Source organism: Pseudomonas sp. SID14000 (genome assembly GCF_002165135.1).
Lineage (GTDB): Bacteria > Pseudomonadota > Gammaproteobacteria > Pseudomonadales > Pseudomonadaceae > Aquipseudomonas.
In genome coordinates this window covers 279,839-305,171 of sequence record NZ_NFZQ01000008.1, presented here as the reverse complement: position 1 = coordinate 305,171, position 25,333 = coordinate 279,839, and the positions used below count along the sequence as shown (strand labels likewise).

General features: G+C 62.2%; 25 protein-coding genes. 3 read left to right on the top strand and 22 right to left on the bottom strand.

The genetic code is table 11. The annotated features are described in order from the left end of the window. From CAY82_RS14600 to CAY82_RS14590, 3 genes are all read right to left on the bottom strand, one after another. Positions 1–253, bottom strand: a 253-nt coding sequence (locus CAY82_RS14600) for a toxin VasX (protein ID WP_218190831.1), incomplete at its 3' end; no start/stop codon positions are given. A 380-nt stretch (positions 254–633) separates the two neighbouring features. Further along, positions 634–933 (bottom strand): hypothetical protein, encoded by a 300-nt coding sequence (locus tag CAY82_RS14595; RefSeq protein WP_087501844.1) that lies wholly within the window; start codon positions 931–933, stop codon positions 634–636. A gap of 220 nt (positions 934–1,153) precedes the next feature. Next, complete coding sequence (locus tag CAY82_RS14590; RefSeq protein WP_170931078.1) at positions 1,154–3,286, bottom strand: TonB-dependent siderophore receptor; 2,133 nt, start codon at positions 3,284–3,286, stop codon at positions 1,154–1,156. A gap of 225 nt (positions 3,287–3,511) precedes the next feature. Between CAY82_RS14590 and CAY82_RS14585 the strand changes: the two genes are divergently transcribed. Next, positions 3,512–4,093: a hypothetical protein gene (locus CAY82_RS14585; RefSeq protein WP_087501842.1), complete on the top strand. Its 582-nt coding sequence runs from the start codon at positions 3,512–3,514 to the stop codon at positions 4,091–4,093. A gap of 2 nt (positions 4,094–4,095) precedes the next feature. Here the strand turns inward: CAY82_RS14585 and CAY82_RS14580 are convergent, their stop codons facing one another. From CAY82_RS14580 to CAY82_RS14540, 9 genes are read right to left on the bottom strand one after another with little or no spacing between them, the layout of a single operon-like run. Then, a complete protein-coding gene (locus CAY82_RS14580; protein WP_087501841.1) occupies positions 4,096–5,445 on the bottom strand; it encodes a cation:proton antiporter in 1,350 nt (449 codons plus the stop codon). Positions 5,446–5,468: 23 nt separating this feature from the next. Next, the gene (locus CAY82_RS14575; RefSeq protein WP_087501840.1) at positions 5,469–6,956 is read right to left on the bottom strand and encodes an amidase; all 1,488 of its coding nucleotides are present in this window, start codon (positions 6,954–6,956) and stop codon (positions 5,469–5,471) included. Continuing rightward, positions 6,956–8,620 carry an NAD(P)/FAD-dependent oxidoreductase gene (locus CAY82_RS14570; protein WP_087501839.1) on the bottom strand — a complete coding sequence of 555 codons (1,665 nt, stop codon included), beginning with the start codon at positions 8,618–8,620 and terminating at the stop codon, positions 6,956–6,958. Before CAY82_RS14570 ends, CAY82_RS14575 begins: the two co-directional genes overlap by 1 nt. A gap of 56 nt (positions 8,621–8,676) precedes the next feature. Next, on the bottom strand, positions 8,677–9,315 hold the full coding sequence (locus CAY82_RS14565; protein ID WP_087501838.1) for a peroxiredoxin-like family protein: 639 nt from the start codon (positions 9,313–9,315) through the stop codon (positions 8,677–8,679). Positions 9,316–9,335: 20 nt separating this feature from the next. Then, positions 9,336–10,100, bottom strand: a complete 765-nt coding sequence (locus tag CAY82_RS14560) for a hypothetical protein (RefSeq protein WP_087501837.1) — start codon at positions 10,098–10,100, stop codon at positions 9,336–9,338. Next, positions 10,097–11,734 carry an FAD-binding oxidoreductase gene (locus tag CAY82_RS14555; RefSeq protein WP_087501836.1) on the bottom strand — a complete coding sequence of 546 codons (1,638 nt, stop codon included), beginning with the start codon at positions 11,732–11,734 and terminating at the stop codon, positions 10,097–10,099. Before CAY82_RS14555 ends, CAY82_RS14560 begins: the two co-directional genes overlap by 4 nt. Further along, a complete protein-coding gene (locus CAY82_RS14550; RefSeq protein ID WP_087501835.1) occupies positions 11,724–12,590 on the bottom strand; it encodes a class I SAM-dependent methyltransferase in 867 nt (288 codons plus the stop codon). Before CAY82_RS14550 ends, CAY82_RS14555 begins: the two co-directional genes overlap by 11 nt. Positions 12,591–12,640: 50 nt before the next feature. Beyond that, positions 12,641–13,570, bottom strand: coding sequence for a GNAT family N-acetyltransferase (locus CAY82_RS14545; protein ID WP_087501834.1), 930 nt, complete (start codon positions 13,568–13,570; stop codon positions 12,641–12,643). 36 nt (positions 13,571–13,606) lie between these two features. Continuing rightward, a complete protein-coding gene (locus CAY82_RS14540) occupies positions 13,607–14,116 on the bottom strand; it encodes a MarR family winged helix-turn-helix transcriptional regulator (protein ID WP_087501833.1) in 510 nt (169 codons plus the stop codon). A gap of 196 nt (positions 14,117–14,312) precedes the next feature. Here CAY82_RS14540 and CAY82_RS14535 point away from each other — a divergent pair, with 196 nt between their 5' ends. Then, positions 14,313–14,831, top strand: coding sequence for a DMT family transporter (locus tag CAY82_RS14535; RefSeq protein WP_087501832.1), 519 nt, complete (start codon positions 14,313–14,315; stop codon positions 14,829–14,831). On the opposite strand, the gene CAY82_RS14530 is transcribed toward CAY82_RS14535, so the two are convergent. The 10 genes from CAY82_RS14530 to CAY82_RS14485 form a co-directional block, all read right to left on the bottom strand. Further along, positions 14,832–15,740, bottom strand: a complete 909-nt coding sequence (locus CAY82_RS14530; RefSeq protein ID WP_087501831.1) for a LysR family transcriptional regulator — start codon at positions 15,738–15,740, stop codon at positions 14,832–14,834. A gap of 280 nt (positions 15,741–16,020) precedes the next feature. After that, positions 16,021–16,350, bottom strand: a complete 330-nt coding sequence (locus CAY82_RS14525) for a hypothetical protein (RefSeq protein ID WP_087501830.1) — start codon at positions 16,348–16,350, stop codon at positions 16,021–16,023. 74 nt (positions 16,351–16,424) lie between these two features. After that, positions 16,425–17,075: a DUF998 domain-containing protein gene (locus CAY82_RS14520; RefSeq protein ID WP_087501829.1), complete on the bottom strand. Its 651-nt coding sequence runs from the start codon at positions 17,073–17,075 to the stop codon at positions 16,425–16,427. Positions 17,076–17,386: 311 nt separating this feature from the next. Next, positions 17,387–18,196, bottom strand: coding sequence for a gamma-glutamyl-gamma-aminobutyrate hydrolase family protein (locus CAY82_RS14515; protein ID WP_087501828.1), 810 nt, complete (start codon positions 18,194–18,196; stop codon positions 17,387–17,389). A gap of 490 nt (positions 18,197–18,686) precedes the next feature. Continuing rightward, positions 18,687–19,469 (bottom strand): amino acid ABC transporter ATP-binding protein, encoded by a 783-nt coding sequence (locus tag CAY82_RS14510; RefSeq protein ID WP_087501827.1) that lies wholly within the window; start codon positions 19,467–19,469, stop codon positions 18,687–18,689. Between the two features lie 22 nt (positions 19,470–19,491). Continuing rightward, the gene (locus CAY82_RS14505) at positions 19,492–20,736 is read right to left on the bottom strand and encodes an FAD-binding oxidoreductase (RefSeq protein ID WP_087501826.1); all 1,245 of its coding nucleotides are present in this window, start codon (positions 20,734–20,736) and stop codon (positions 19,492–19,494) included. Between the two features lie 16 nt (positions 20,737–20,752). Next, entirely contained in the window at positions 20,753–21,463 is a 711-nt protein-coding gene (locus CAY82_RS14500) for an ABC transporter permease (protein WP_025338833.1), read from the bottom strand. Next, positions 21,460–22,179: an ABC transporter permease gene (locus CAY82_RS14495; protein WP_087501825.1), complete on the bottom strand. Its 720-nt coding sequence runs from the start codon at positions 22,177–22,179 to the stop codon at positions 21,460–21,462. Before CAY82_RS14495 ends, CAY82_RS14500 begins: the two co-directional genes overlap by 4 nt. 171 nt (positions 22,180–22,350) lie before the next feature. Continuing rightward, positions 22,351–23,103 (bottom strand): transporter substrate-binding domain-containing protein, encoded by a 753-nt coding sequence (locus tag CAY82_RS14490; protein WP_087501824.1) that lies wholly within the window; start codon positions 23,101–23,103, stop codon positions 22,351–22,353. Positions 23,104–23,125: 22 nt separating this feature from the next. Beyond that, positions 23,126–23,998: a MurR/RpiR family transcriptional regulator gene (locus CAY82_RS14485; RefSeq protein ID WP_087501823.1), complete on the bottom strand. Its 873-nt coding sequence runs from the start codon at positions 23,996–23,998 to the stop codon at positions 23,126–23,128. 143 nt (positions 23,999–24,141) lie between these two features. Between CAY82_RS14485 and CAY82_RS14480 the strand changes: the two genes are divergently transcribed. Next, positions 24,142–25,167 carry an Ldh family oxidoreductase gene (locus tag CAY82_RS14480; RefSeq protein ID WP_087501822.1) on the top strand — a complete coding sequence of 342 codons (1,026 nt, stop codon included), beginning with the start codon at positions 24,142–24,144 and terminating at the stop codon, positions 25,165–25,167. Positions 25,168–25,333: the final 166 nt, after the last annotated feature.

Below are 25,333 nucleotides of genomic sequence, written 5' to 3'. Positions count from 1 at the left end.
CATGGATGACCAGCTTCTGGCCCAGAGCGCCTTGCATGAACACGTAGACATAGCCCGGTCGCAGCGCGCGCAGGGTGTAGGCAGAGTGTTGCAGCGGCCCGAAGCCTTGTTCGAGGTTGAAGCCTGCATCGGCATAGCGGCAGGCGGGCATATCGCCGGTGCGCGGCACGATGGCGTAGCGCACCGGCAGGATGGGGATGCGTGCGCTACAGGCTGGGCCGGAGGTGGCGCTGCTGACGGAAGCGTCAGTCATGGGAGCTCCTTGCTCAGGGTCAAACTTTGTAGGCCCATGAAATAAAGAGTTCTGCTTAATTACAGATGAGCTTGTTGCTCATCTATTTCATGGAGACATATTGGTGCGTTATTGACGTATATCGTGCGGGCGTACGGTGCTGTGGTTTTCTTGATGGGTTGTGTGTTGTAGGAAAGTTCTTGCTTTAGTTGGCTAAGGTTAGGGGTGGTTGTTGAGTTTCAATGGCAAGACAATGCCTCGACTGTCGCTTTTGAGTCGAGGTCGAAAGTGTAAGAATATATTTGAGTGAGTCGGATGCTGCTCAAGTACTCCTCGGGAAGGAGAAGTAGTGCGGATATACTTGTAAGAAAGATCTTACTTTATAATTTGTCTATATATGTTTAGTTCTTGCACTTGGCCATCACCACCTGGCAAGTCTTCGGTGTGCCCCCTGACCGGCTTGCATAACGCACGCAGTTGTTCAGCGATTTCTGCCGGGCAATGCTCAGGGTATTGCCCCACGCGAGGCCGCCTTCGCCTGTGGTGGGGACGGCCTTGGCGAAGCAGTTGGAGCCTGCTGCGGGAGTCGCGTAGCGGGCCTTGCTGGTTTTACTGGAGCAACCGGCGGTGAGCGCCAGGCTGAAGGCGAGCAGGGTGGTCAGCGCCCAGGACGTGTATGGGCGATTCGGCTTGCTGCTCATATGTTCTCCTTACTAATGGGCAGGACTCTGTAATCGTAAGCAAGGTGCTGTCCCTGTGGGAGCGGGTTTATCGAGGCGTCGAACCGCCGCGAACACCGGCAAAGCCGGTGCCATACACTGCGCAGGATATTGCATTCAAGCGAAGCGGTGAATGCTTGCGTTGCACCAGATGCAGCGGGGGAGCCTTGCGCCATGGCAGGGCCCCCGGCTGGCGCAACGATCAGAAGCGGTAGTTGAAACTTGCTTCCAGCGTACGCGGTGCACCTGGGGTGATCAGGTCCACCGAACCGTGCGCGGAAGCATAGTAGTCGCGGTCGAACACGTTCTTCAGGCGCAGCGCGGCATCCCACTGCGGCACGCTGTACAGCAGCGCGGTGTCGAAGGTGGTGTAGCCCGGCATCACCACCACATTGTCGAGCGCGGTGTAGCGCTCGTCGACGTAGTTGGCGCCGGCAGCCACGCGCCATTCCGGGGTCAAGGTACGCACCAGCCAGACGTTGGCGCTGTTGCGCGGCGTCAGGGTAGGGGTCTGGCCTTCGTTGGCCACGCCGTTGGTCTTGCTGTTGGACTTGGTGATCTCGGCATCCAGATAGGCATAGCCAGCGTAGATCTGCCACTTGTCGGTGAGCTGCCCGCTGACGGTGGCTTCGAAACCGTCGGTGCGTTGTTCGCCGGCCAATATCGTCAAACCCGAGTTGATGGGGTCAGGGGTCTTCATATTGGTGCGCTCTAGGCGAAAGATGGCTGCTGTAACCGAGAGGCGGCTATCGAGCACGTCCCACTTGGCGCCCACCTCGTAGTTGGTGGTTTCCTCGGGTTCCAGGTCTGCATTGCTGGCGGTGACCGCAAACATCTCTCCCGAAGGTTGATAGCTGCGGCTGACCGAAACGTAGTAGGACTGGATAGCGTCCGGTTGATAGACCAGGCCGGCACGGGGGCTCCAGGTTTTGTCGGTGCGGTCAAGGTCTACGTTATTTACACGTTCGTCGTCATACTCCTGGCCAAAGATGTCATAGCGCACGCCGACCAGGGCCTTCCAGTGCTCGTTCAGCTCGATCATGTCCTGCACATAAAGGCCGGTGGTCTGTTGGAAATTGGTCCCTTTCTGGTTGAGGTTAGCCGCGTGCTCGGGAACCGGCACCAGTGCATCACGGTAAACCGGGACTTGGGCTACCCCGTTCTGGCCGAATGAACGTTGATGCTTGTCCTGAAAGCCTACTTCCATGCCATACAGCAAGTTGTGCTGCATGCCGGCGAGCTGCGCCTGTTGCCTGAGCTCCGTCTGGTTGAACACACCGTACTCGTCGCGGGCGACGTTGCCACGGTTGAGCTTGACCAGCAGTTCGCCGTTGGGCGCGGTGACGAAGCGCGTCGGGCTGCTGTCGGCCAGGGTGTTGTTGCGGTCCAGGTCGTAGCGGTAATACCGGCTGGTGTTGGTCAGGGTGAAGTCGTCATTGATGCGGTAGTCCAGGCTCGCGGTCAGCGAGAACACTTCGCTGCGGGCGTAGTCCTGGTCGGCATCGCCGGAACCGAAGCGCTTGTCGCGGTCCACATCCACCGGGCGGTTGCCCAGTGCCGGGATGCCGAAGTCGATCAGGCGCTTGTCGTACAGATAGGTGGCGCCCAGGTTCAGTTCCAGGTCGTCGGAGAGGCGGAAGTAGGCCGACGGCGCGATGGCCTTGCGGTCGATGTAGCCATCGTCGCGGAAGGTGTCGCTGTCTTCGAAGGCGCCGGTCACGCGGTAGGCCTGGTTGCTTTGCGGGTCGGCCCAGCCGGTGTCGAACTGGGTGCGGCGCTTGCCTTCGCTGTCGAAGTTCATGCCGACTTCGCGCTTGGGCGTGAAGCTCGGTTTCTTGCTGATGCTGTTGATCAGGCCGCCCGAAGAGCCACGGCCATACAGCACGGCGGCAGGGCCCTTGATCACCTCGACCCGCTCGATGTTCGACAGGTCACGGAAGTACAGGGCGTCGTCGCGCACGCCGTCGATGTACATGTCGCCAATGGCGCTGAAGCCGCGAATGGTCACCTGGTCACGCTGGCCGTCGCCGTTGGACAAACCGACGCCGGGCACGTTCTTCAGCACGTCTTCCATGGACTGCGCACCTTGGTCCTTGATCACGCTTTCGGGCACGACGTTGACAGTTTGCGGGATGTCGCGCAGCGGGGCGTCGATCTTCATGGCGCTGCGACTTTCGCTGGCCTTGTAGCTTTGCTGCTCGTAGGCGCTGGTGACGGCAGTGGCGGGCAAGGCGAGGGAACCCTGCGATTCAGGTTGGACAGCCGCGTGAACAGCAGGCACAACCAGCAGGCCCAGCATGGAAATGGATGCTGGGGCAACAGACTTTTTTGCCATTACAGGTGACTCTTTGTTGTATTTGAGATCACGAATAGTAATGATTTGTAAATGCAAAGCAAGTGTAAAGAATTCGCATTTACTGTTGCAAGGAAGCAATTGCCGAAAAGTGATGAAATGCGTCGCAAGGGAGAGGGGCCGGCAATGTGGCAAGCAAACGCTATGCTTGTTGGCGCGTGAACATTTCACGCACCTATCCGGTCTTGATCACATGGAAGCAGGCCTATGAATCCGATTCGTACTCTCGCTCGTGCTGTTGCCCTCGCCACCCTGGCGGCCTCCGCCAGCTTCACGGTGCAGGCTGCCGGTATTCCCATTGGCAGCGAGGCGCTGGAAAGCCACGTCACCACGCAGGTCACGGCCATCGACCTGGCCAGCCGCCAGGTCACGGTAAAAGGCCCTGACGACAAGAAGGATGTGACCTTCCAGCTTACGGAAAAGGCCAAGGCGCTTCCCAACCTGAAGGTGGGCGACCAGGTCGACATCTACGTGACCCGTGCGGTGGCTTATGTGCTGAATCCCGAGGTGGGCGGGGCGCCGAAGGCGACGGAGGAGTCCGGTACCATTCGCGCCACGGCAGACAACCCCAACCCGGGCGGCGAGGCGTTCCGCCAGGTCAAGGTGACCTCGCAGATCAAGAAGATTGACCTCAAGATGCATGAGGTGAGCCTGCTACCGCCGGAGGGCAAGCTGCAGGTGGTCAAAGTCGAGAACCCGGACCTGCAGGCGCGTATGAAGAACCTCAAGGTTGGTCAGACCGTCGACGCGATCTACACCGAAGTACTGCGCGTCGAAACGTCGCGCTGATTTCAGCCACGGCCGACCTCGGTTACCTCCGGGGTCGAACGTGGGGTGCGGGCGTATGCTGTCAGCAGCCGGATCAAGGGCGAGGCGATGAAGGTGCTGATGATGGCCATGATCACCAGCAGGGTGAAGTACTCCTTGGGCAGTACGCCCAGGTCATAACCGACATTGAGCACTACCAGTTCCATCAGCGCCCGGGTATTCATGCACACACCTATCAGCGCCGCGTCGCGGCGGCTCTCGCCAAGCAGGCGGCTGGCCCCGTAGGCACCGAAAAACTTGCTGGCGAACGCCACCAGGCAGATCAGCAGGCAATTCCACAGGGCGGTCGTACCTTCAAGGGCGCCCACATCAGTGCGCAGGCCGGTGTAGGCGAAGAATATCGGCAAGAAAAATGCGTTGACCACACCGCTGACCTTGGCATTCCACTGCTGGACGAAGCCGCGCTCGGTGTGCAGTGCAACGCCGAGAATGAAACCACCAATGATCGAGAACACCCCGATCAGGTTGGTCACTGTTGCGCTGGCCAACAGGATGATCAGCATCAGCGATATGCCTTGGGTTGTCAGCGGTCGGCGTTCCAGGTCGCCGAGGATCCAGCGCATGATCAGTGGTCGCACCCAGCCTATCACCAGCAGAATGAACAATCCCAGCGCAAGTACCCGTGCCAACGAAGCCCAAGGGTTGAACTGCGAGGCGATCAGCGATGTAACGCCGCCGAGGATGAGCCAGCCGCAGACATCGTCAATAGCCGCTGCACCTATGGTAAGGGTGGCGACTCGTGAGCGCGAAAGGCCAAGCTCCATGAAAATGCGCCCCAGGATGGGCAGGGCAGTAATTGACAGTGCCGTGGCGAAGAACAGCTGGAACGCCAGCAGGGCCGGTTTGTCCCCGCTGATTTGCTGCCAGAAGTACTCGGCAGTGAGCATTCCACTGGCAAATGGTACCAACAGCCCACCCATGCTGATGATGACGACCGAACGCTTGCGGCCCTTGAGGTGCGCACCGAACTCGAATTCCAGGCCAACCTGGAACATCAGCAAGATGAGGCCGATCTGTGCCGTTACCACGAAGGCAGTGGCCGTTTGCGGGACGAACAGCGCGGCCAGTTGTTCAGGAAAAAAGTAACCCAGCAGGCTTGGGCCTAGCACCAGCCCGGCGAGGATTTCGCCGGCGACTGGCGTTTGCCCTAGGCGGCGTGTGCTGAACCAGGCGATCAGCCGCGAAACGCTGAAGATCACGATGAGTTGCAGCAAGAACATCAGGGTCAGGTGTTCGGCCTGCGAGCCAACGGCTGACTGTGCCGGGGCCGTTGGTGCGAGCTGCACGGTACTGGCGTGAAGGGTATTGGGCATGATGAGGTCCCGAATGAGTATGTTCAGTAGGGCGGTGCGATCCAGCCACCAAATGCAAGCTCCAGTGAGCGGGCAGCGTTGAGCAGCACATGGTCCTGGCCAGGGCCGGCCACCAACTGCAGGGCAACCGGGCAGCCTTGATCGAGGCGCCCCATAGGTACCGTCAGGGCTGGTAGGCCCAGTACGTTGAACAACGCGGTGTAGCCGATATCCCCTGGGTAGCGCAGGGCATGGCCATGCTTGGGCGAGGTGCCGGGCAACGCGGGCAGGGCCAGCACACTGTTGCCATCCAGTCGTTCAGTCAGCGAACGTAACAAGGCATCGCGCTTGGGGAGCTGCCTTGCCAAGCCGGGGTTGCCCAGGCATTCGCCCAGCCTGTCGAGCACGGTTGCCAGCCAAGGTCCGGTGGCATGTCGCGGTTGGCCGAGCAGTGCTTGCCAGGCATGGGCAAAATGCGCCACAGGCTGGCCGTCACCGAGAATGTCGGCCAGGCGCACGCCGGTTTCCTGCTTGAGCACAGCCATCCAGATGGCGAACGCATCGTTCAGTACCTGGGGTTGCCAGCGTTCGACATGGGTGCCTTGGCCCTGATAATGGTGGGCCAAGTCATCCAGTGCCTGGGCCACCGCTGGCGATAGGCGGCTGCCCCAGCTCAGCCGCTCGGGCTGACACAGGTACACGCGTTGCAATGCCGAGGACGGCGGGCGGTGTACGTAGTTGTCGAGTATATTGCGGTCCCGTTGGTCGGGCCCGGCAATGATTTCCAGCAGCACGGGCAGGTCTTCGGCATGTCGACACAGTGGGCCGGCAGCAAAGTGCCGGGCAATAGCCGTGGCATTCGCCTGCCCCAGGCCGCGTTCGTCCAAGGGGAGGTGGCCGGTCAGTGGCACCAGCCCCCGTGATGGCTTGAGGCCGAAAATGCCGTTGCAGGCAGCCGGGATTCGCACCGAGCCGCCCCCGTCGGTACCCAGCGCGAATGGCACGCAGGCGCTGGCGACCAGTACTGCATCACCGCCACTGCTGCCCCCGGCACTCCGGTCGTACCGGAAGGGGCTACTGGTGCGGCCGTAGACCGGGTTATCGGTTTCCGGCCAGAGTGCCATTTCGGCCTGGTTACCCAATGCGACCGGAATGGCGCCCGCATCGATCAGGCGTTGCGCGACGGTTGCGGTAAACTCGGCAACCTTGTGCTGGCGGCGTTGCGAGCCGCAGGTTTTGGGCGCATCGACCAGCCCCAGGCCCTCCTTGAAGCTGAAGGGCACGCCATGCAGGCGACCCAACGATGCGCCTTGGTCACGCTGACGTTCGGCAACTTCGGCGGCTCGTCTTGCCTGGTCGTACAGCTCCACTGCCACGGCGTTGCAGCGCCGTTGCGTGGCTTGGCAGCGGCGGATGCTGTGCTCGACAAGTGCCACCGGTGACAGGGTGCCATTGCGGATCTCCGCAGCCAGGCGCACACCGCTATAAGCCAGCAGTCCACCGCTGCTGGCTTCGGCCATGGGCATGGTCATCAGTGGCGCACCAGGTCAAGGAAGCCACCGTCGCTGCCAAATGGCGACTTGAGCAGCTCGGGCGCCTCGCCGTACTTGTAGAACAGTGACGGCATCAGCCGCAGACTGGTAGCGCGCCCCAAGTCCTGCAGCGTGCCCAGGCTATGCCGCGCCAGCAGTTTCATGTGACGAGGCGCCAAGCTCCAGCGCACCATGCGCATCAGGCGTAAGCGCAGTAGTGCCGAACGCAGGAAGTAGCTGGCGGCGTATCGCGGGCGGGCCTGGTTGTCGGCCTTGTATAGGTCGAAGTTGATGGTGCGCGAATACAGGTTGGGGATCATCTGCGGGCTGATGCCCGGATTGGAGCGGCGTACTTCGCGTAACAGGCAGGCAAATGGTAGCGGTGATGGCTGCAGGTCTCGCGTGTAGCGTGGCAACAAGTCGGCGAATTGCTGGGCCTGATGGCCGTCGAGGAAGTCGCCGCTGACATACATCGGCAGTACTACATGGAAGTACGCCATGTTGGCGAACAGCAGCGTCCAGCCCATCAGGAACGGGTCGTCCATTACCTCGTACCACTTGCTCCAGGTGTCCTGAAGTGCCAGCTGCGCCTGGATGTGCGATTCCAGGCAATTGACATAGGCAGGCGTCAACGTGCCCTGGATGTCTTTCTCGATCATCGCGGCCACTTGAGGTATCTGCTGGGCCACATAGGCCAGCCCGGCACTGTTGGCCGGGTCGAAGGTGAATGCGGCATCACCGATCAGGAACCAGCCATCGGTGGAATAGTACTGGTTGGCCTCGTACATATAGTTGTACATGGCGTGCTGGTCGACGACTTCTCCCGAAGCCATCAGTTCGGTGATTACCGGGTGGTCAGCGATGACCCGTTCCTTGAAGGCTTCTAGCGTGCCAATCCGTTCGCTGATCATGTCCGGGCGGTAGGTAATGCCGACGCTTATCATGTCGGCGCCGTCTTCGCTGCGCATGGGTATGAGCCAGATCCAGTAGCCCTTGCCGTAGAAGTGGTGGGTGACGTAGTACGGGTCGAAGCAGTGATGCTTGTCCTTGTGGGTGTTGATGCTGCGCAGGATGTTGCGGTCAAACTGGCGAAGGCGGAACCAGAACGTGCTGCGCTGGTAGGTCGGCTCCTTGTGCAGCTTGAGTTTCTTGGCCATGAAGCGGTTGCGGCCGGTGGCGTCCACCACCCAGTCGGCGTCCATTTGCCAGGTTTGCATTTCGCTGCGCAGGGTCAGGCGGTGACGGGTATGCTCGCCTTCGTGCAGGTCGACCGCAGACACATCGGCCTCGATCAGTTGTACCTGTTGGTCGGCCACGATCGCACGCAGGTCTTTGTCGAAGCTGAAGCGGTTGAGGTTGTAGGCGGGCATGCGGATTACCCCAGGTGCTTCATGTACCACGTAGTTACGGCATTCCGGGTTGTTGCGCAGCTTCAGGTAATAGGTCAGGCCGTATTTGTGGTAGTGCTTTTCTTCAAGCAGGCTGCCCAACCCGATCCCTTTGAAAAAATGGGTGGTCAGCTCGACGGTCGACTCACCGACGATCGGCCGCTTGCGGTCCGGGCGACCGATCAGTGTCACCTCTACGCCTGGCAGGCGCTTGCGCAGGTACAAAGCAGCCAGGTGGCCGGCCACGCCGGCACCCATGATAGCAATACGTTTCATGTCATCAGTCCGTGACGAGGTGAGGCACCGGGAAGCCCGGTGCCGGGGAGTGGTACTCAGTTGCTGGCGGCTTCGATCAGTGCCTGGGGCTCGGCGCGCTCGGAATAGTCGACATTGATAAACGCCTGGCGTATGCGACCGTCCTGGCCGATAACGAATGCACTGGCCATTGGCAAACTGAGGTCGTCGCTGGCATTGAAGGCCTTGAGGTCTGCACCGAGTGAGCGGTACACCGCCTCGAGCTCCGGTTCCAGCTCGAAGACGATGCCATATTGGCGCGCGAGCTGATTGCCGGGGTCGCTCAGCAGTTGATAGCTCACCCCGAGGGCTTCGCGAGTTTTCAAGGTAGCGGCAGTGGTCTGTGCGGAAACAGCCACCAGGGTGGCACCGCTGGCGGCCAGGTCACCCACCATCTGTTGGTATTCGCTAAGCGTGGCATTGCAGAACGGGCACCACAGGCCGCGGTAGAACACCAGCACCAATGGGCCGCGCTCCAGCAACGCACGCAGGTCTACCGCCTTGCCATCGGCATCCTCCAACACCGCCAGTGGAGCGCTGTCGCCGGCTTTCAGCGCACGGGTTTCTGGGTGGCGTGCGATAAGGGCCTGTAGCGAAGTACCGAATTTTTCCAGCACTTCGGTAGGCAGTTGGGCCATCTGCTGTTTGACGACGTCGAGTTTTTCCTTGAGTGACATGCTTCTCTCCTTGTGGTGATTCAATGGGGCAGGCTTCGGGTTGCCCGGGTGTGGATTCGCTGCGAGGCTTTGCAGTCAGGGGGATAGCGCTGGAATAGCTGGAGCACCCAGTCGGGTCGGGTCTTGCTGGCATCGTTAAGCCAGTTGGCCACCGAGTCCTGGGGGTATTTCTCGGCCTCGGCCAATAACGGCACCAGCAACGGCTCGGCTACTTCAGGTTGCTGTTTGAGTGCGGTTATGTGTTCGCACCAGACACCTCGTGGGCGCAGGATTTCGATACAGAACCGCCGCACTAGCGGGTCCGCGTCGCCCGCGTAGCGACGGAGCAGGGGCAGGGCGCTGTCCAAGTGCTGTGCCAGGCGCGGGCGCAGGGCAATCCAGGCCCACTCGCGCACACCGAAGTGTTCATCGCGGGCGAAGCGCAACTGCGCCAGCAGGGCGTCTTGCACAGGTAAGGTGCGTGACAGGTGCGCCTGAGCGAAGGCCGCCCAGCTGCGCACGGTGTCGGACGGGTGCGTGCAGCATTGCTCGAACACCTCCTGGCGCAGAGGGGCAGGCGCATGTTCCAGCCATTGGCCCAGTGCCAAGCCGATGGCAGCAACCTTTTTTGACAGGCCCAGCGCCTGAACCTGGGCAGCACTGTCAGCCAGTTGCTCGACCAGTGCCGCAGGTAACTGGGTTGTCAGGGCATTAGCCAGTTTCACCTGATCTACGGCTAGGCATTCGGCCAGGTTGCGGGTTGGCAGTTGGCCAAGATCGATCAGAGACTTGCGATCATCAGTCATTGCTGAGGCTCCGTGACAGCAGGTTGGCATTTGGGGGTAGGTGCCAACGGGCAATAGCGCCCTGGTGCGAGCAGGTGCTGTGGGTCCAGGGCATCCTTGAGGCGCTGCCCGAGTTGCCAGGCAGGTTCTTGTGTTTCGTTCAGCAAGCCCATGAAGGCGAGAGGCAGTCGATAGGGCAGTACACCTTGCTGCTTACCCATGCGGAACAACTGCCGATAGCAGTCTTCGGCGCGGCTGCTGGCGGGGGCATCGTTGCGGTCGAACAGCAGCGGCACGGTGCAGTCGATTGCTCGGCCCGACAAGGTAGTGAGGGTAACCGGGCAGGGCATTCGATGAGTTTCGCAAACCTGCTCCATGTGCCCGACGAAGGTGGCCACCTGCTGGCTGCGCAGGGGCAGGATGGGTGCGTACCAGATCAGGCCGCAGTTGTCCCGGGCCGGGTCGAGCAAGGCGCCTTGCTGCGGTTGTGCACCTGCGGCATACGCTAGCGGAAGTGCCACCTGGTTTGGCCGCCCCTCCATTAGTTCGACGCCCATGCGCAGTTTGCTTAGAGTTACCTGCCAGCGCCTGGACCAAGCCCCCGGCAGCAGGCGCAAAGCGCGCTCGGCCAGAGCCAGTTGGCGTTGGCTACGGAACAGATAACGGCTGCTGAAACGCCGTAGTTCGCTGCGGATGATGCCCTTGAGCGAGGCCAGTTGGGGCTGTTCGCAGTAGATCGAACCAACCCCCATCCAGGCAGGCAATGCCAGCGACCGAGCGGCTGCGTCGCGTTCGGCCTGGCCCAGCTGAGTAAGGGGCCGTGTGTCGTAGGCCATGCTCAGCAGGCGCGTGCTGTTCATCAGGTTGATGCCACCCACCTGGCTACCACACCGTTCCAGAATGCGCTTGATGCCATCGAGGGCAGCCGGGAGTTGTGCCGCCGAATCCACCCAGAAATAGAACGGTTGCACTACCTGTGGGCGCTTGACCAAGGCGATCGACATTTGTGTTACCACCCCCAGCCCGCTCTGGCCGAACAGGCCGTCCAGGTAGGGGCCGATGCCCCACTTGAAGCAGGCGGTCGTGCCAGTTGCCCACATCGGCGAGCGATAGCGTTGGCCATCGGGCAGAATGGCTTCAAGGCCCATGACGGCTTGCCAGTGGTCCGTTAACGGTGTGATGCCAAAGCCGCGCTCCAGAGCGTTGGCCAGCACACTGCAGGTGGGCCCTGCGCCGGTGACTGGCGTAAGGAAAGGCAGGTTGCGACTGGCCAGGTAATCGGCCAGCGCGGCCTGGGTAACGCCTGGCTCGAGGGTTACCACGGCAAGTGCCTCGTCGAAGGCGAGTATCCTGTCCATGCGCGACAGGTCGAGTTGCACGCAGCGGTCGTGAAGCGTTGCCACGCCGCCATAGCCCCAGTTGTGGCCAGTGCTTACCGGCTGCACAGCGACACCGTGCTGGCGCGCAATGGCCAGGCAGGCTGCTACCTGTTCGCTGTTGGCTGGCCTGATCCTGGCACTGGCATGGGCGGGCGAACGCATGGTGTCTTGGCTTAGCTGGCACAGCGTTCTGGCGTCATTCTGTACATGGGCATCACCCAGCACCGCGCGCCATGCTACCAGGGCAGCTTGCAGCCCCTGCGGCTCAGAACGCACTTGCCAGACCTCCCATGCCAAGGAACAGGCGCAGTTGGTCAACATCGGCTCGGCGGCTGCGTGGCAAATCGCGGTAGCGTCGCCGAAACTCGCCTTTCATCGCTGCCACGCAACGCCGCTTGGGGGTACGGATCACCATCATCAGCGGGCTGACAGCCGTGCTGTATACCTTGGCGCATGGGCCTAGGTAACTGGCGGCAAGGGTCTGGAACTCTTCCAGAGAGAAGGCAGCCAGCAGCGAGTTGCGGTAGTCGAGCAGGGTCGCCTGGTCGGCGCCGTCGCTGGCGCGGCTGACGAAGTAGTCTACCGACTCTATCGACTTGAGCCTGCCAAAGTCGTTCAGGTAGATGGCCCGGTCATTGCGAAGCACCCGCGCTATGTTGCGGAACGTGGCTTCCAGTTGGGAGAGGTCGGCCAGGTGATGCAGCGCCATCGAAGAGATCACTACGTCAACGCTACGGTCGGCGATACCGGCCAGGCGAGTCATGTCTTCCTCGCGCAGTTCGACGTTGTCGATGCCCTGCTGGCGAATCGAAGCCCGGCCCACCTCGAGCATGCTGGCCGACAGGTCGGTGCCGATGAATTCGGCCCGCGGGTTCAGGCGGGCCAGTTGCAGCAACAGGCTGGCTGGGCCACAGCCGATGTCCAGCACGACATCACCTGGCTTGATCAACGCGCACATCTGTGCGCAGTGGTACAGGTATGTACCGGACAACGCTTGGCCCTGGCCTGCGCTGTCCGCGTAAGCCGAGACGCAGGCGTCGTCGGCCATTACCAGGTCAGGCTCAGGTGTGCGTACCAGTGGCTGCCTGAGGGTAATTTCCCTGTAGATCGCGCGCAGCAATCCCATGTCCATGAACGTGTCCTCCATGAAAGTCGTTTGGTGTGGAACGCGGGCCGGGCTGCTCAATCCAGATGCAGAACCCGTCGTACCCGTGGCGTCAGATGGTGCGGCGAGGTGCCGCAACGTGCCATGTGGGTGAGCACCTCGTCAGTGCTCCAGTGGGTTTGAGGAGGCGCGACGGGCAGTTGGATGTGCGGGAAATGCCGTGCGCAGAAAAAATCGAAAAGGTCGGTGCGCTGTTCTTCGACGGTAAAGCCCAGGCTTGGGTTCTGGTAGACCTTGGCGAACACCTGGCGCGCCTGTTTCAGGTTCAAGGCCAGTGGTAGCGACAGGGCATTGTTGAGCTTGGTGTAGGTTTGCACAGGGCCAATGGGCGAGAAGAACAGCACGTTGCGGTAGAAGCCTGCGGCGCGAGGGTGCACGGCGATCAGCAGGGTATTTACCCGGCTATGGTCCATCGCCCAACGAAACAAGGCGTTGTACAACATAAGAGGCACGCCTTTGCCTTTGTAGTGGCTGCATACCGCCAAAGTGCCGACTTCGGCCAGGCGGCCACTGCCCAGGCGCTGCAAGACGGCTTCGTTGATATGGACATCTTCCAGTGGCAGGCCTAGCGGCGAGTCTTCGATCAGTGACACGGTCCCCACCACCTGGTCGCCTTTCAGTGCCACGAACGTGGTCGTGCCGGGTAGCAGGTGAAAGGGTGAGAAGCGCATGCCGGCGCGGCAGACAGTAGCAATACCACGACGGGCATAACTTTCGTTGACCAGGCGCAGGGCCTGTTCGAGTTCGAAAAGATTCTGCACCGGGCGAAAACTGAAGCCCTCAATCGCCAGCGACTGCCTGGAGAGCCGGCGAATGAACAGGCGGCGGTAGAGTGCTGCTGGCAGGCAGGCTTCAAGCCAGGCCTGGCGCCGCCTTACCTGGTCGCACTCGCTATGTACACGCGGCTTCCTGCCGATTCGGGCCAGTACGCTCTGATTCTGCAACATCATCCACCTCCATGTGGTTTGACGGGGGTATTGGCTTCAGTCCTTGTCGGGTGGCAATTCCAGGGCAGGGCTCGCCGAAAGTGCCTGTAGCGTGGCGGAAAGGGCTTCCCGCTGTGTGTTGTCCAGCGTGTGCATGATCGTGCCGATCCAATCGGTGTGTTCGGCGAATACCGCGTCCAGAACCGAAACGCCTGCCGGGGTAAGGCTGATGCTCAGTTTGCGACGGTCATGGGCATCCTTGCGGCGCTTGATGAAACCGTCACCTTGCAGGCCGTCGAGCAATCCGGTGACTGTGCCTGAAGTAATTGCCAGACGAGTCGCCAGTTCCAGCGGTGACAGGCGTCCGCCAGCCGCTTGCAAGGTCAGCAGGATGGCGAAACGCCCCTCCGACAGGTTGTGCCGAGCCAGGCGCACCGCGCATATGCGGTTGATTGCCGCAGCTGCGGACAGCAGTTCGAAACACAACCGTACACTTTGCCTGGCCTCGGCGGGGGCTTCTGCCAGTGCGTCGAGCATGATGTGGTGCTTGTTCTCAAGAATATTCATAAGGCGCAGTTTATCTTGGTGCCTTAGTAAGTCAATAGCGCTTGTGTTACGGGTATTTGGCAGCTATTGGAGCAGTGTATTGTTTGCCTGTTTGCTCATGCATGTTACGAATAAATCATGTGCATGATTTTGATTTCCATCAGCCTGGCGCATTGCACGATGATGACGGTTATCGAGACGTTACAAGGGCGCTGCCATGTTCAGTAAACCCATGCTTCTGTTGGTACTTCCGCTGGCCATGGCGTTGTTTGCCGGTGCCGTACTGCCATTTCAGGCCACCGCCAACGCTGCCGTCGGCCGGGCATTGGGGCACTGGTTGTGGGGAGCGTTCACTTCGTTGGCGGTAAGTTCGCTGGTGGTGATTGCTGCGCTGCTGGTTCTCAGGGTGCCTGCGCCAGATATGGGCAAGGCACTGCAGGGGCCTTGGTGGCTATGGGTTGGGGGAATACTGGGGGCTCTTTATGTGGCCGGAGCTGCTGCGCTTATTCCAAGGCTGGGGGCTGCGGGTTTCCTGGTGCTGGTCGTGGCGGGGCAGATCAGCACGGCAGTGTTGGCCGACCATTTTGGGGTAATGGGGTTGGCTAGCAAACCGCTCAACCTGGCCAGGCTGGCGGGTGTGGTGCTGATCCTGTGCGGCGTGCTGCTGGTACAAGGCCCTTGGGCGACGGCGTCATCGGCCAGTGCCGCAGCGGTTGTGAAGCAGCCAGAAGGTTGATCAGCATCCGGGTTGGCTGCAGGCCCATACGGTTTCGCGTAGCCAGCGATGCCCGGGGTCGTTGTCCTTACGGCTGTGCCAGGCCTGCTGGTAGTCGAACGAGGGGATTACCAATGGCGGCTTGAACTGGCGTAAGGCCTTATGCTGGTGCAGTGAGCCTACGGCGCGGCTGGCCACGGTAAGGATCAGGTCGGTACCGGCCAGTACCTCCACTGCCGCGCTCCAGTGCGGCAAGGCCAGGGCAATTCGGCGGCGCAGGCCCTGGGCCGCCAGCGCACGTTCGATCTCATCGAAGGCATCCGGGCGCATGGCCATGAGTACATGCGGGCGCGCCAGCCAGTCGTCCAGCGCCAGGCCGCCGCTGGCCGGCAGCACTTTGCGGTCCGCGACGCTGATGAAGCTGTCGGCAAACAGCGGTTGGGTGGTGATGTCCAGGGGCCGGTCCGGGAAGATGCCCAGGGCCAGGTCCAGTTCACCGTCGAGCAGCTGGGCCAGCATGGTTTCGCGGCTGGCCTGGCTGATGGCCAGATCTACCCCGGGCGCGACCTGGCGCAGATGGCGCATCAGGGGGGGCAGGATGATGCGCGAGGAGTAATCGGACAGCGACAGCCTGAAACGGCGCTGGGCATTGGCCGGCTCGAACTGGGGGGTGACCAGCAGCCCATTGAGGTTGCCCAGGGCGTCCTGCAGCGGGATGGCCAGCGACTGGGCGAGTGTGGTGAGCGCCATACGGCCGTTCTGGCGAACCAGCAAGGGGTCGTCGAAGTGCTTGCGCAACTGCGCCAGGGCGTGGCTTACGGCCGGTTGGCTGCGATGCAGTCGCATGGCGGCGCGGGTCACGTGTTTTTCACTGAGCAAGGCGTGCAGGGCCAGCAGCAGATTGAGGTCGATCTTGCGCAGTTCATCCATGGGGCGAATGGCTTTATCAATATTCAAGTGTCTCAATCAGCTTAACAAATACAAGCGCCGATATGTCGTTGCTGACCGGGCGTAGAGGCATTGAAACGTTTGCTGCAGAGGGGCAGGTATAATCTGCATCAAGCCAGATTGTTCAACTTTTCCAGCCTTTGCGCCTGGCGTTGCCTGCAGCCATGGGGCGGCGCTGGTTGACTGGGGGCCTTCAAAGCGTGGCTGGAAGCCCGCTTCGAGGCCGGTGCACCCTGGCGGCTTTGACCGCGCCTACAGGGCTTTATCGTCTTGCTACAGCATGCTGTACGCACTGCTCATAATAGGTCTGCCTGATCGCCGCAGGCTTGAGCCGCGAGCGGCTGTTGTAGGTCTGCTCGGTAATGCCGAAAGCAGTCATGCGCATCCACGGTTTGGGAAATTTGCGCGCCTGCAGCTTCTTGCGCGTGGCATACAAGGTTACCCCGGAAAGCTTGGCCTGCTGGGCCTCGGCGGCTATCTGCGCACCCCAGTCGCAGGTATGGCGATCGTTCTGGCTCAGCGCCCGTGCCTGGGCGCCGAAAGCGAGCGTGGCCAGCAGGCAGCCGGCCATCGTTGCTAGAAGTACTCGCATGTTGCTGTCCTAAGCATCTGAAGGAAAACGAAGTTTGCCTTCGCTTGCAGGCACTGGGGGCCAGCAATTTGCCGTCAGGTCGCGGTCATGCGCAGTGGGCTGGCGGCTGGCGTGCGCAGGCTGACCCAGGCCAGGCTGGCGATCCAGATCACCGACACGCCGTAGTTCAGGCGCTGGTACAGGCCGAACAGCTGGCCGCTTTGTGCCGCCTGCCCCATGAGCGCGACGGTGACGATCGCCAGTATCACGCAGGTCAGGGAGAGCAGCGCGAAGGCCTGCGAGCCGGCAATACGGTTGCCTAGCCAGGCCCACAGGGCGCTGGCCAGGGTCAGTGAGAGAAACATCAGCAGGCCGGACAGGTTGTGCAGTTGCTGTGATGTGGAAGGCTGAGCCGGGGCGCAACCTTGGTCGCAGGGGAACCAGCCGGTGCCCATGCTGCCGATGCCATGCAAAAGCACCATTGCCGCACTCAGCAACGCCAGTTTCGAGCCCCGCCAGCACCGCGCCAGGCCCCACGCAAACAGCGCGAACAACGCAGCGAGGGGGTAGTTGTTGACCAGCGGTGACCAACTGTGGGTCGGTGAACCGACGGCGCCGAGCTGGCTCATGGCCTGTTGCAGGTGGTCGTAGCCGGGGTAGGCCTGGGCTGTGAGCCATACGCCTGCCAACAGCCAGAGGGGAATCAGCAGGCCGCTGGCAAGTAACAGGCGGTCGAGGGTTTTCATGCTGCAGTTTCCTTCCATGGATAAGCGTGAGGCCGCACAGTACAGGCTTGCACAAGTGTCGGTCCAGCATCTCCAGCGCTATTGCGCCAGGCGCATGAAGAGGCCGGTATCGGCGACAACAAAGGATGCAGGAGACGATTACCTTCAATCAGTCATCGTATGTCTTGGGCGGGGACGAAAAAACGATCGCGGAGACAGGCGAAAGCCCGCCGCCCGTTTCCACGGGAAGTGTTCTGGGACCAGCAGAGGGTGACCGGGAAAACGGAGGCGGTCTTGCACCGCCCCGCGATCAAAGCAGAGGAAACTGAAGGTCAGGCAGCGTGCTGGCGCTTGATCTGCGCCTTGCGTACCTGGGCCCGGCAAGCATCGCCGAAGGCCTGGAAGATCTTGATCGAATCCGGGTTCTTCGCCGCTTGCCACTCCGGGTGCCACTGCACGGCGAACAGGAACGGCGAAATGCTCGGGGCATGGATCGCCTCGACCAGGCCGTCTTCGGCGTGAGCGATGGCCTCGATGCCGGCACCGAGTTTGTGCAGGCCCTGGCCATGCAGCGAGTTGACGCGAATCTCGTCGGTACCCAGGGTGTCCTGAAGCCAGCTGCCCGGCTTGATCTTCACGCCGTGCACCTGGGCGTATTGCACCTCGACCGGGTCTTCCGGGTTTTCCCGGTGGTCGTTGAAGCCAGGCTCTGCGTACACCTTCTGGTAGATATCGCCACCCAGGGCCACGTTGATTTCCTGCATGCCACGGCAGATGCCGAAGATTGGCAGGCCACGCTTGATCGCGGCCTTCACCAACGGGATGTCGAACAGGTCGCGGTTCTTGTCCTGGCCTTTGCCGGGGGTCTCGTTCTCCTGGCCGTACAGGGCCGGGTCGATGTTGCTGCCGGCGCCGGTCAGGTACACGCCGTCGGCCATGTCCAGATAGATCTCGAGGTCTTCGATGCCGCAGCAGGTAGGCACCAGCACCGGGACGCAATCGGAAAACTCGACCAGCGGGGTAATGTATTTGTGGGTCATGACCTGGTAGTCATGGCCTTTGCGCTCTTGACTGCCCATGGTCATCAGGACGACGGGTTTGCGCAGGGAGGGTTGCTTGTTGCCAATGTTGCTGTTGGACATATGTCACCTTGGGACAGGTTCGACCTGTCGTTGTTATGCAGGCGCACGGCGCGAGGCCCTGGGTGCAACCTGTAGCCCCGAGCACTGCCGGCTCGTCGGAGGCGACGATTCCGGTCGGGGCTTGTAGATAGCTTGCCAGAGCCGTTCGATATGTCAAACGACGGAGCAGGGCTTGATGGCCGGGAACGCGCCGGTTTTTGGGGGCTGAAACCGATGCGGGCCTGTGGTGGCGTGGGTTTGGCGGGGGTTAAGGTCAATAATATTTAACGATGCAGTTGGGTCTTTGCAGCGGTGCAATGAAGGGCCGGCAGAGTCGCTCACTCCTTCGGCTGACGCGGAACCTGTAGGAGCGGCCTTGTGTCGCGAAAGGGCTGCAAAGCAGCCCCGGCAATTTGTGCACCTGCGCTGAAACCCTGGGGCTGCTGCGCAGCCCTTTCGCGACACAAGGCCGCTCCTACACAGATATCGCGCCAGCTTTCATCATTTTCAATCAGTGCAGTATCTGCGCCAGGAACGCCTTTGCCCGCTCTGTACGCGGCTGGTTGAAGAACACCTGCGGCGGGCTGTCTTCGATGATCTGCCCGCCCTCGAGGAACAACACCCGCTCGGCGACCTGGCGGGCAAAGCCCATTTCGTGGGTGACGCAGAGCATGGTCATGCCGGTGCCGGCCAGTTGCACCAGCACATCCAGCACTTCGGCGACCATCTCCGGGTCCAGCGCCGAGGTGGGCTCGTCGAACAGCATGATCCGCGGCTTCATGCACAGCGCCCGGGCAATCGCCACGCGCTGCTGCTGGCCGCCGGAGAGCTGGCTGGGGTACTTGTGCGCCTGGCTTTCGATACCGACCTTGCTCAGGTACATGCGCGCCCGCTCTTCGGCGTCCTTGCGCGACAACCCGCGCACGCTGGTGGGGGCCAGCAGGCAGTTGTCGAGCACGCTCATGTGCGGGAACAGGTTGAAGTGCTGGAACACCATGCCGATGTCGCTGCGCACCTGCGCCGCTTCGCGGGTGGTGGCGGCCAGGTCGATGCCATCCACCTTGATGCTGCCCTGCTGGGCCACTTCCAGGCGGTTGATGCAGCGAATAAGGGTCGATTTGCCCGAGCCGGACGGCCCGCACAGCACGATGCGTTCGCCTTCGCGCACCTGCAGGTCGATGTCGCGCAGCACGTGGAACGCGCCGTAGTGCTTGTTCAGGCCTTCGATGCGGATCAGCACCGGGCGCGGGTCGGGTTCTGGGGCAAGGGTGGCAAGGCTCAGTGGTGCGGTCATCTTGTTGTTCTCCCGCAGGGGTTCAGTCGAAACGGGTCGCGCTGTAGGGCGCGGGGTCGGTAAAGGGGTGTTCGCCGGTGACCAGCTCGGCCACCAGCCGGCCGCTGACCGGTCCCAGGGTGAGGCCGTGGTGGGCGTGGCCGAAGTTGAACCACAGCCCTGGGTGACGCGGCGCCGGGCCGATCACCGGACGCATGTCGGGCAGGCATGGGCGGCGGCCCAGCCAGGGGGTGTCGTCCAGGCGCTCGCCCAGGGCCGGGAACAGCTTGCGCGCCAGGGCTTCGCAGCGGCCCAGCTGGATCTGGTTGCCCGGCGCACTGCTGGCGTCGAACTCGATGCCAGTGGTCAGGCGCACGCCGCGGGCCATTGGCGCCAGCACGTAGCCGCCCTGGGTATCGCAGATGGAGTGCTCCAGTTGCGCGCCGTCGCGGGTGCTGTAGTGCATGTGGTAGCCACGCTTGATCGCCAGCGGGATCTGGTAGCCCAGGCCGCTGAACAGGTCGGCCGATTGCGGGCCGAGGCAGGCCACCACCTCGTTGGCGGTGATCGGGCCGCGCCGGCTGTCCACCCGCCATTGGCCGTCGACCTCGCGCAGGCTGCGCGCATCGCCATGCAGGAACTGCCCGCCGCGTTGCATGAACAGGGTGGCGTAGCCACGGGTGAGGGCACCGGGGTTGTTCACGGTCTTGGGGTCGAGCCAGTGGATGCCGCCGACCACGCTGGCGTCCAGTTGATGTTCGCGGGCCTGCAGTTGCCCGCATTCGAGGATTTCGAACTGCAGGCCATATCGGCTCAGGCCCCTGGCGTCGGCCTTGGCCTGCTCGAACAGCGCCGGGTCACGGAACACTTCGATCCAGCCTTTGGCCTGCACCAGCCCTTCCAGGCCGGCGGCAGCAATCAGTGCGTCGTGCTCTTCGACGCAGCGTTGCACCAGCGGCAGCATGTCGGCGGCAGCCCCGGCCAGGCGCCCGGGGGCTGACTGGCGCCAGTAGCGCCACAGCCAGGGTGCGGCCTTGGGCAGGTGCAGCAGGCTGTAGCGCACATCGGGCTGGCGGTTCAGGCCGTAGCGCAGCAGTGCGCCCAGTTGCCGGGGGAAGGCATAGGGGATCACGCTGGAACGCTCGATCAACCCGGCGTTGCCGTGGCTGGTGCCGCTGCCCGGTTCGTCGCGGTCGATCAGGATCACCTGGCGCCCGCGGGCCTGCAGGTGCAGCGCGGTGCTGACGCCGACGATGCCGGCGCCGAGGACAAGGGTCTGGCAATGCATGGAACGTATCCTTCGGTCAGTTCAGGTGGCGGCCCAGGCGGGCTTCCAGGTGTTTCAGCAGGCGCCGCACCAGTTCGACGATCAGCAGGTAGAGCACGGCTGCCCACAAGTAGATCTGGAAGTCGAAACTGCGCGAGAAGGCCAGTTTGGTCACGCCCATCAGGTCGTAGATGGTCACCAGCGAGGCGATCGCGCTGGCCTTGATCATCAGGATCAGTTCGTTGCCCAGCGGGCCGATGGCCACCAGCAGCGACTGCGGCAGGATCACCTTGAAGAAAGTGGTCGAGCGCTTCAGGTTCAGCGCCCGCGCGGCCTCATGCTGGCCGGGGGCGACGGCCATCAGGCTGCCGCGGAAGATCTCCGCCTGGTAGGCAGCGGTGTTCAGGGTGAACGCCAGCAGGGTGCAGAACCACGCCTCGCGGAAGAACCACCACAGGCCGACGTCCTGCCAGAAGCCTTTGAGCGAGCCCAGGCCGTAATACAGCAGGAACAGCTGGGCCAGCAGCGGCGAGCCGCGGAAGAAGTACACGTAGCCTGCGGCCATGCGCTGCAGCAGCAAGCTGCGCGACATGCGCGCCAAGGCCAGCAACAGGCCGAGCACGGCACCCAGGCTGAAGGAAATCGCCACCAGCTTGGCGGTTACCAGCAAGCCATCAAGGAAGCGCGGGCCGTAGCGGTCCAGCAGGTCGGGGTCGAGGACCAGCGCCAGCAGTTGTTCGAAGCTCATGCGCGTGCTCCTTGCAGGTGGCGGTTGCTACGCCGTTCGATGAAGGCGAACACACGTCCGGAAATGGCGGCGAACAGCAGGTAGCCCAGGCAGGCGACGCCATAGAAGAACATTGGCTCCTTGGTCACGCTGACGGCCAGGTTGGTCTGGCGCATCAGGTCGACCAGCGAGATGGTGGATACCAGCGAAGTGTCCTTGAGCAGCGACAGCCAGTTGTTGGACAGGCCGGGCAGGGCGATGCGGGTCAGTTGCGGCAGCAGTACCTTGAAGAAGCTGGTGCGCTTGCTCAGCCCCAGCGCCGAGCAGGCTTCGAGCTGGCCCTTGGGCAGGGTCTTGAAGGCTGCCAGCCAGATCTCGCTGGAGAACGCGGCGAACACCAGGCTGAAGGCGATCATCGCGGCGAGGAAGGTGTTGATCAGGAACTCACCCTGGTAGCCCATGGCCGCAAGGATCTTCTGCGCGGCGATCTGGCAGCCGTAATAGATGATCAGCAGTGTCAGCAGTTCGGGCAGGCCTCGGAACACGGTGGAGAAGGTAGTGGCCCAGGCCCGCGGCAAGCGCTTGCGCGAGCGTGCCGCAAGGGCGACCACCAGGCCCAGTGGCAGGCCGATGGGCAGGCAGGCCAGGGCCAGGGAAACGGTGACCAGCGCGCCGGCCAGCAGCGCCTGGCCCCAGCCTCCGCTGGCGAAGGACAGCAAGGACAATTGATCGAGCATGACAAACCCCTAGGATGGGCAACGCGGACTCTTTGTAGGAGCGGCCTTGTGTCGCGAAAGGGCTGCGGAGCAGCCCCAGGATCTATGCCGCAGCAGGGATTGCCGGGGCCGCCTTGCGGCCCTGTCGCGACACAAGGCCGCTCCTACAGAAATTGCGCAGTTTCCTGAAGATCAGTTGTAGATATCGAAAGCAAAATACTTGCTGGCGATCTTCTGGTAGGTGCCGTTGGCCACGATCTGCTGCAATGCAACGTTCAGGCGCTGGCGCAGGGCCTCGTCGTCCTTGCGCACGGCAATGGCGGCATCGGCTTTGGTGTTGGCCACGTCGCCGAGGATCTTGCAGCAGTCCCCGCCGTTCTTGGTCATCCACTCGTTCAGGGGGAATTTGTCGGCAATCACACCGTCCAGGCGGCCCGCGGCCAGGTCGGCGTTGGCTTCGTCCATGGTCGGGTACAGCTTCACGTCGGCACCGGCCTTGGCGTAAACGTCTTCGGCGTAGATGGCCTGGGTGGACGACGACTGGGCGCCAACGGTGTAGCCGTCGAAGTTCGTCTGGGCGTCGTTGATCTTGCTGTCCTTGGCCACTGCAACGGTCAGCGGGGTGCGGTAGTAGTGGTCGGTGAAGGCGATTTTCTTGCGCCGTTCTTCGGTGTTGATCATCGACGCGACCACTGCATCGTACTTGCGTGCCATCAGCGCCGGGATGATGCCTTCCCAGTCCTGGGCGACCAGCGTGCACTCGACTTTCATCTGCTCGCACAGGGCATGGGTGATGTCGACGTCGAAGCCGTGCAACTGGTTATTGGCGTCGACGTAGTTGAAGGGCGGGTAGGCGCCCTCCGTGGCGAACCGCAGGGTTTCGGCACTGGCGGCACCCGACAGCAGCAGGGCGCACGCACCCACCAAGGCCATGGTCTTGTTCATCTCGCACCTCATTGCACTCTTGCTATTGTTGTTTTCCCGTCGACCACGAGGTGTAGCCAACGAATTCGTTATGTAGAGCGGCAGTTGCTTCCAAGCGTTTTTCAACATCCGGTCCGAGCTTCTTGCAGACCTCGTTGACCATCAGGTGCACCCACGACAGCATGGTCGAGGTGGACTCCCAGAACAGGTTGAACTCTGTGGGGATGCGGAACACCTCGTCGGCGTTGGCATCGGCCCAGTCGCAGAAGGGGTCGGTCACCAGGGTGACCGCAATGCCAGCCTCGCGCGCCTTCTGGCACAACAGCAGGGCATGGCGGGAATAGCGGCGTGCTTCGAACACCACCAGTGCGCTGTCTTCGGCACGGCCGAGCAGTACTTCGCCAAAGTGCCCGGCACTGATATCGACCAGTTGCACGCCATCGCGCAGGTACTGCAGCAGGTGGCTCATGCACATGGCGATGCCGCGCTCGGTCTGGAAGCCGGCAATGAACACCTGCCGCTTGCTCGCCAGGCGTTGCGCTACGCTGTGCCAGGTGCTGCTCTGGCGATACTCGTGCACGCGTACCAGTGCGGCGATTTCCAGCTTCAGGCTGCCGGCGTTATCGCTGGCGTCCTGGTTCTGGCGGTAATCTTGCAAGCGGTCGCCCACCAGCCACGGGCCATCGCCCAGGTCGTTCTGCAGGTCTTGCTTCAGTGCCTTGAGGTGGGCATAACCCAATGAACGGCAGAAACGGCCGACGCTGGATTCGCTGACGCCCAGCTTGACGGCAATGCTGGCCGAGGTCTGGAACGGCAGGTCATGCAGGTTGGCGAGCATGTAGCTGGCGATCTTGCGGCCCGAAGCAGCGGCCCCTTCGAGGCTGTTTTCCAGGCGTTGCTTGATCGGTTGGCTCATGCTGCGGCTCCAGGGGTAAGGCTTGCGAAAGAAAATGGCTGTTTTCTGTCATCAAGTCAACATTTGACAGATAGCTGTCACATGCAGGAAAGTTTTTGTCGTTGCAACGCTGTAGCCATTCCAATTCCAACAAGGAGCTTCAGATGTCCGCACCTTCCACCAGCACCGTCGTGCGTGTGCCTTTTACCGAGCTGCAGGGCCTGTTGCAGAGCATTTTCCAGCGCCATGGCTGCAGCGAAAGCGTGGCCCGGGTGCTGGCCCACAACTGCGCCAGCGCCCAGCGCGATGGTGCCCATAGCCATGGGGTGTTCCGCATGCCCGGCTATGTTTCGACATTGGCCAGCGGCTGGGTCGATGGCCAGGCCACGCCGAAGGTCAGCGACGTGGCGCCCGGTTATGTTCGCGTCGATGCCGCAGGCGGCTTCGCCCAGCCGTCGCTGGCGGCGGCCCGTGAACTTCTGGTGGCGAAGGCACGCAACGCTGGCATCGCCGTGCTGGCGATCCACAACTCGCACCACTTTGCCGCGCTGTGGCCGGATGTGGAGCCCTTCGCCGACGAAGGCCTGGTAGCCCTGAGCGTGGTCAACAGCATGACCTGCGTTGTGCCGCACGGCGCCCGCAAGCCGCTGTTCGGCACCAACCCCATCGCTTTTGCCGCGCCCTGCGCCGAACATGACCCGATCGTCTTCGACATGGCCACCAGCGCCATGGCCCATGGCGACGTGCAGATTGCCGCGCGGGCGGGCCAACAATTGCCGGAGGGCATGGGGGTGGATGCCCATGGCGAGCCGACCACCGACCCCAAGGCGATTCTGGAAGGCGGCGCCTTGCTGCCATTTGGTGGGCACAAGGGCTCGGCCTTGTCGATGATGGTCGAGCTGCTGGCGGCGGCGCTGACTGGCGGACATTTCTCCTGGGAGTTCGACTGGTCGGGGCACCCGGGGGCTAAGACGCCATGGACCGGGCAGTTGATCATCGTCATCGACCCGAGCAAGGCCGAGGGCGAGCGGTTTGCCCAGCGCAGTCGCGAACTGGTCGAGCAGATGCAGGCGGTGGGGCTGACGCGCATGCCGGGCGAGCGGCGTTACCGCGAGCGCGAGGTGGCCGATGAGGAGGGGGTGGCGTTGACCGAGCAGGAGTTGCAGGGCCTGAAAGAGCTGCTTGGCTGACCCGGCCCATTCGCGGGTGAGCCCGCTCCCACAGGGTTGTCACAGGTTTCGAAAACTGTGCATGACCTGTGGGAGCAGGTTTACCCGCGAAGAATCCAGCACAGATCTTTAGCCATGCAATGTTGCATAGACAACCTTGCACAATAGTTGATGTTCCTGAGCCCGC

Excerpts from the sequence above, each read along its gene's own strand:
- CAY82_RS14595 (WP_087501844.1), bottom strand. The coding sequence starts at position 933 with ATGAGCAGCAAGCCGAATCGCCCATACACGTCCTGGGCGCTGACCACC.
- CAY82_RS14590 (WP_170931078.1), bottom strand. The coding sequence starts at position 3,286 with ATGGCAAAAAAGTCTGTTGCCCCAGCATCCATTTCCATGCTGGGCCTG.
- CAY82_RS14585 (WP_087501842.1), top strand. The coding sequence starts at position 3,512 with ATGAATCCGATTCGTACTCTCGCTCGTGCTGTTGCCCTCGCCACCCTG.
- CAY82_RS14580 (WP_087501841.1), bottom strand. The coding sequence starts at position 5,445 with ATGCCCAATACCCTTCACGCCAGTACCGTGCAGCTCGCACCAACGGCC.
- CAY82_RS14575 (WP_087501840.1), bottom strand. The coding sequence starts at position 6,956 with ATGACCATGCCCATGGCCGAAGCCAGCAGCGGTGGACTGCTGGCTTAT.
- CAY82_RS14570 (WP_087501839.1), bottom strand. The coding sequence starts at position 8,620 with ATGAAACGTATTGCTATCATGGGTGCCGGCGTGGCCGGCCACCTGGCT.
- CAY82_RS14565 (WP_087501838.1), bottom strand. The coding sequence starts at position 9,315 with ATGTCACTCAAGGAAAAACTCGACGTCGTCAAACAGCAGATGGCCCAA.
- CAY82_RS14560 (WP_087501837.1), bottom strand. The coding sequence starts at position 10,100 with ATGACTGATGATCGCAAGTCTCTGATCGATCTTGGCCAACTGCCAACC.
- CAY82_RS14550 (WP_087501835.1), bottom strand. The coding sequence starts at position 12,590 with ATGGACATGGGATTGCTGCGCGCGATCTACAGGGAAATTACCCTCAGG.
- CAY82_RS14545 (WP_087501834.1), bottom strand. The coding sequence starts at position 13,570 with ATGTTGCAGAATCAGAGCGTACTGGCCCGAATCGGCAGGAAGCCGCGT.
- CAY82_RS14540 (WP_087501833.1), bottom strand. The coding sequence starts at position 14,116 with ATGAATATTCTTGAGAACAAGCACCACATCATGCTCGACGCACTGGCA.
- CAY82_RS14535 (WP_087501832.1), top strand. The coding sequence starts at position 14,313 with ATGTTCAGTAAACCCATGCTTCTGTTGGTACTTCCGCTGGCCATGGCG.
- CAY82_RS14530 (WP_087501831.1), bottom strand. The coding sequence starts at position 15,740 with ATGGATGAACTGCGCAAGATCGACCTCAATCTGCTGCTGGCCCTGCAC.
- CAY82_RS14525 (WP_087501830.1), bottom strand. The coding sequence starts at position 16,350 with ATGCGAGTACTTCTAGCAACGATGGCCGGCTGCCTGCTGGCCACGCTC.
- CAY82_RS14520 (WP_087501829.1), bottom strand. The coding sequence starts at position 17,075 with ATGAAAACCCTCGACCGCCTGTTACTTGCCAGCGGCCTGCTGATTCCC.
- CAY82_RS14515 (WP_087501828.1), bottom strand. The coding sequence starts at position 18,196 with ATGTCCAACAGCAACATTGGCAACAAGCAACCCTCCCTGCGCAAACCC.
- CAY82_RS14510 (WP_087501827.1), bottom strand. The coding sequence starts at position 19,469 with ATGACCGCACCACTGAGCCTTGCCACCCTTGCCCCAGAACCCGACCCG.
- CAY82_RS14505 (WP_087501826.1), bottom strand. The coding sequence starts at position 20,736 with ATGCATTGCCAGACCCTTGTCCTCGGCGCCGGCATCGTCGGCGTCAGC.
- CAY82_RS14500 (WP_025338833.1), bottom strand. The coding sequence starts at position 21,463 with ATGAGCTTCGAACAACTGCTGGCGCTGGTCCTCGACCCCGACCTGCTG.
- CAY82_RS14495 (WP_087501825.1), bottom strand. The coding sequence starts at position 22,179 with ATGCTCGATCAATTGTCCTTGCTGTCCTTCGCCAGCGGAGGCTGGGGC.
- CAY82_RS14490 (WP_087501824.1), bottom strand. The coding sequence starts at position 23,103 with ATGAACAAGACCATGGCCTTGGTGGGTGCGTGCGCCCTGCTGCTGTCG.
- CAY82_RS14485 (WP_087501823.1), bottom strand. The coding sequence starts at position 23,998 with ATGAGCCAACCGATCAAGCAACGCCTGGAAAACAGCCTCGAAGGGGCC.
- CAY82_RS14480 (WP_087501822.1), top strand. The coding sequence starts at position 24,142 with ATGTCCGCACCTTCCACCAGCACCGTCGTGCGTGTGCCTTTTACCGAG.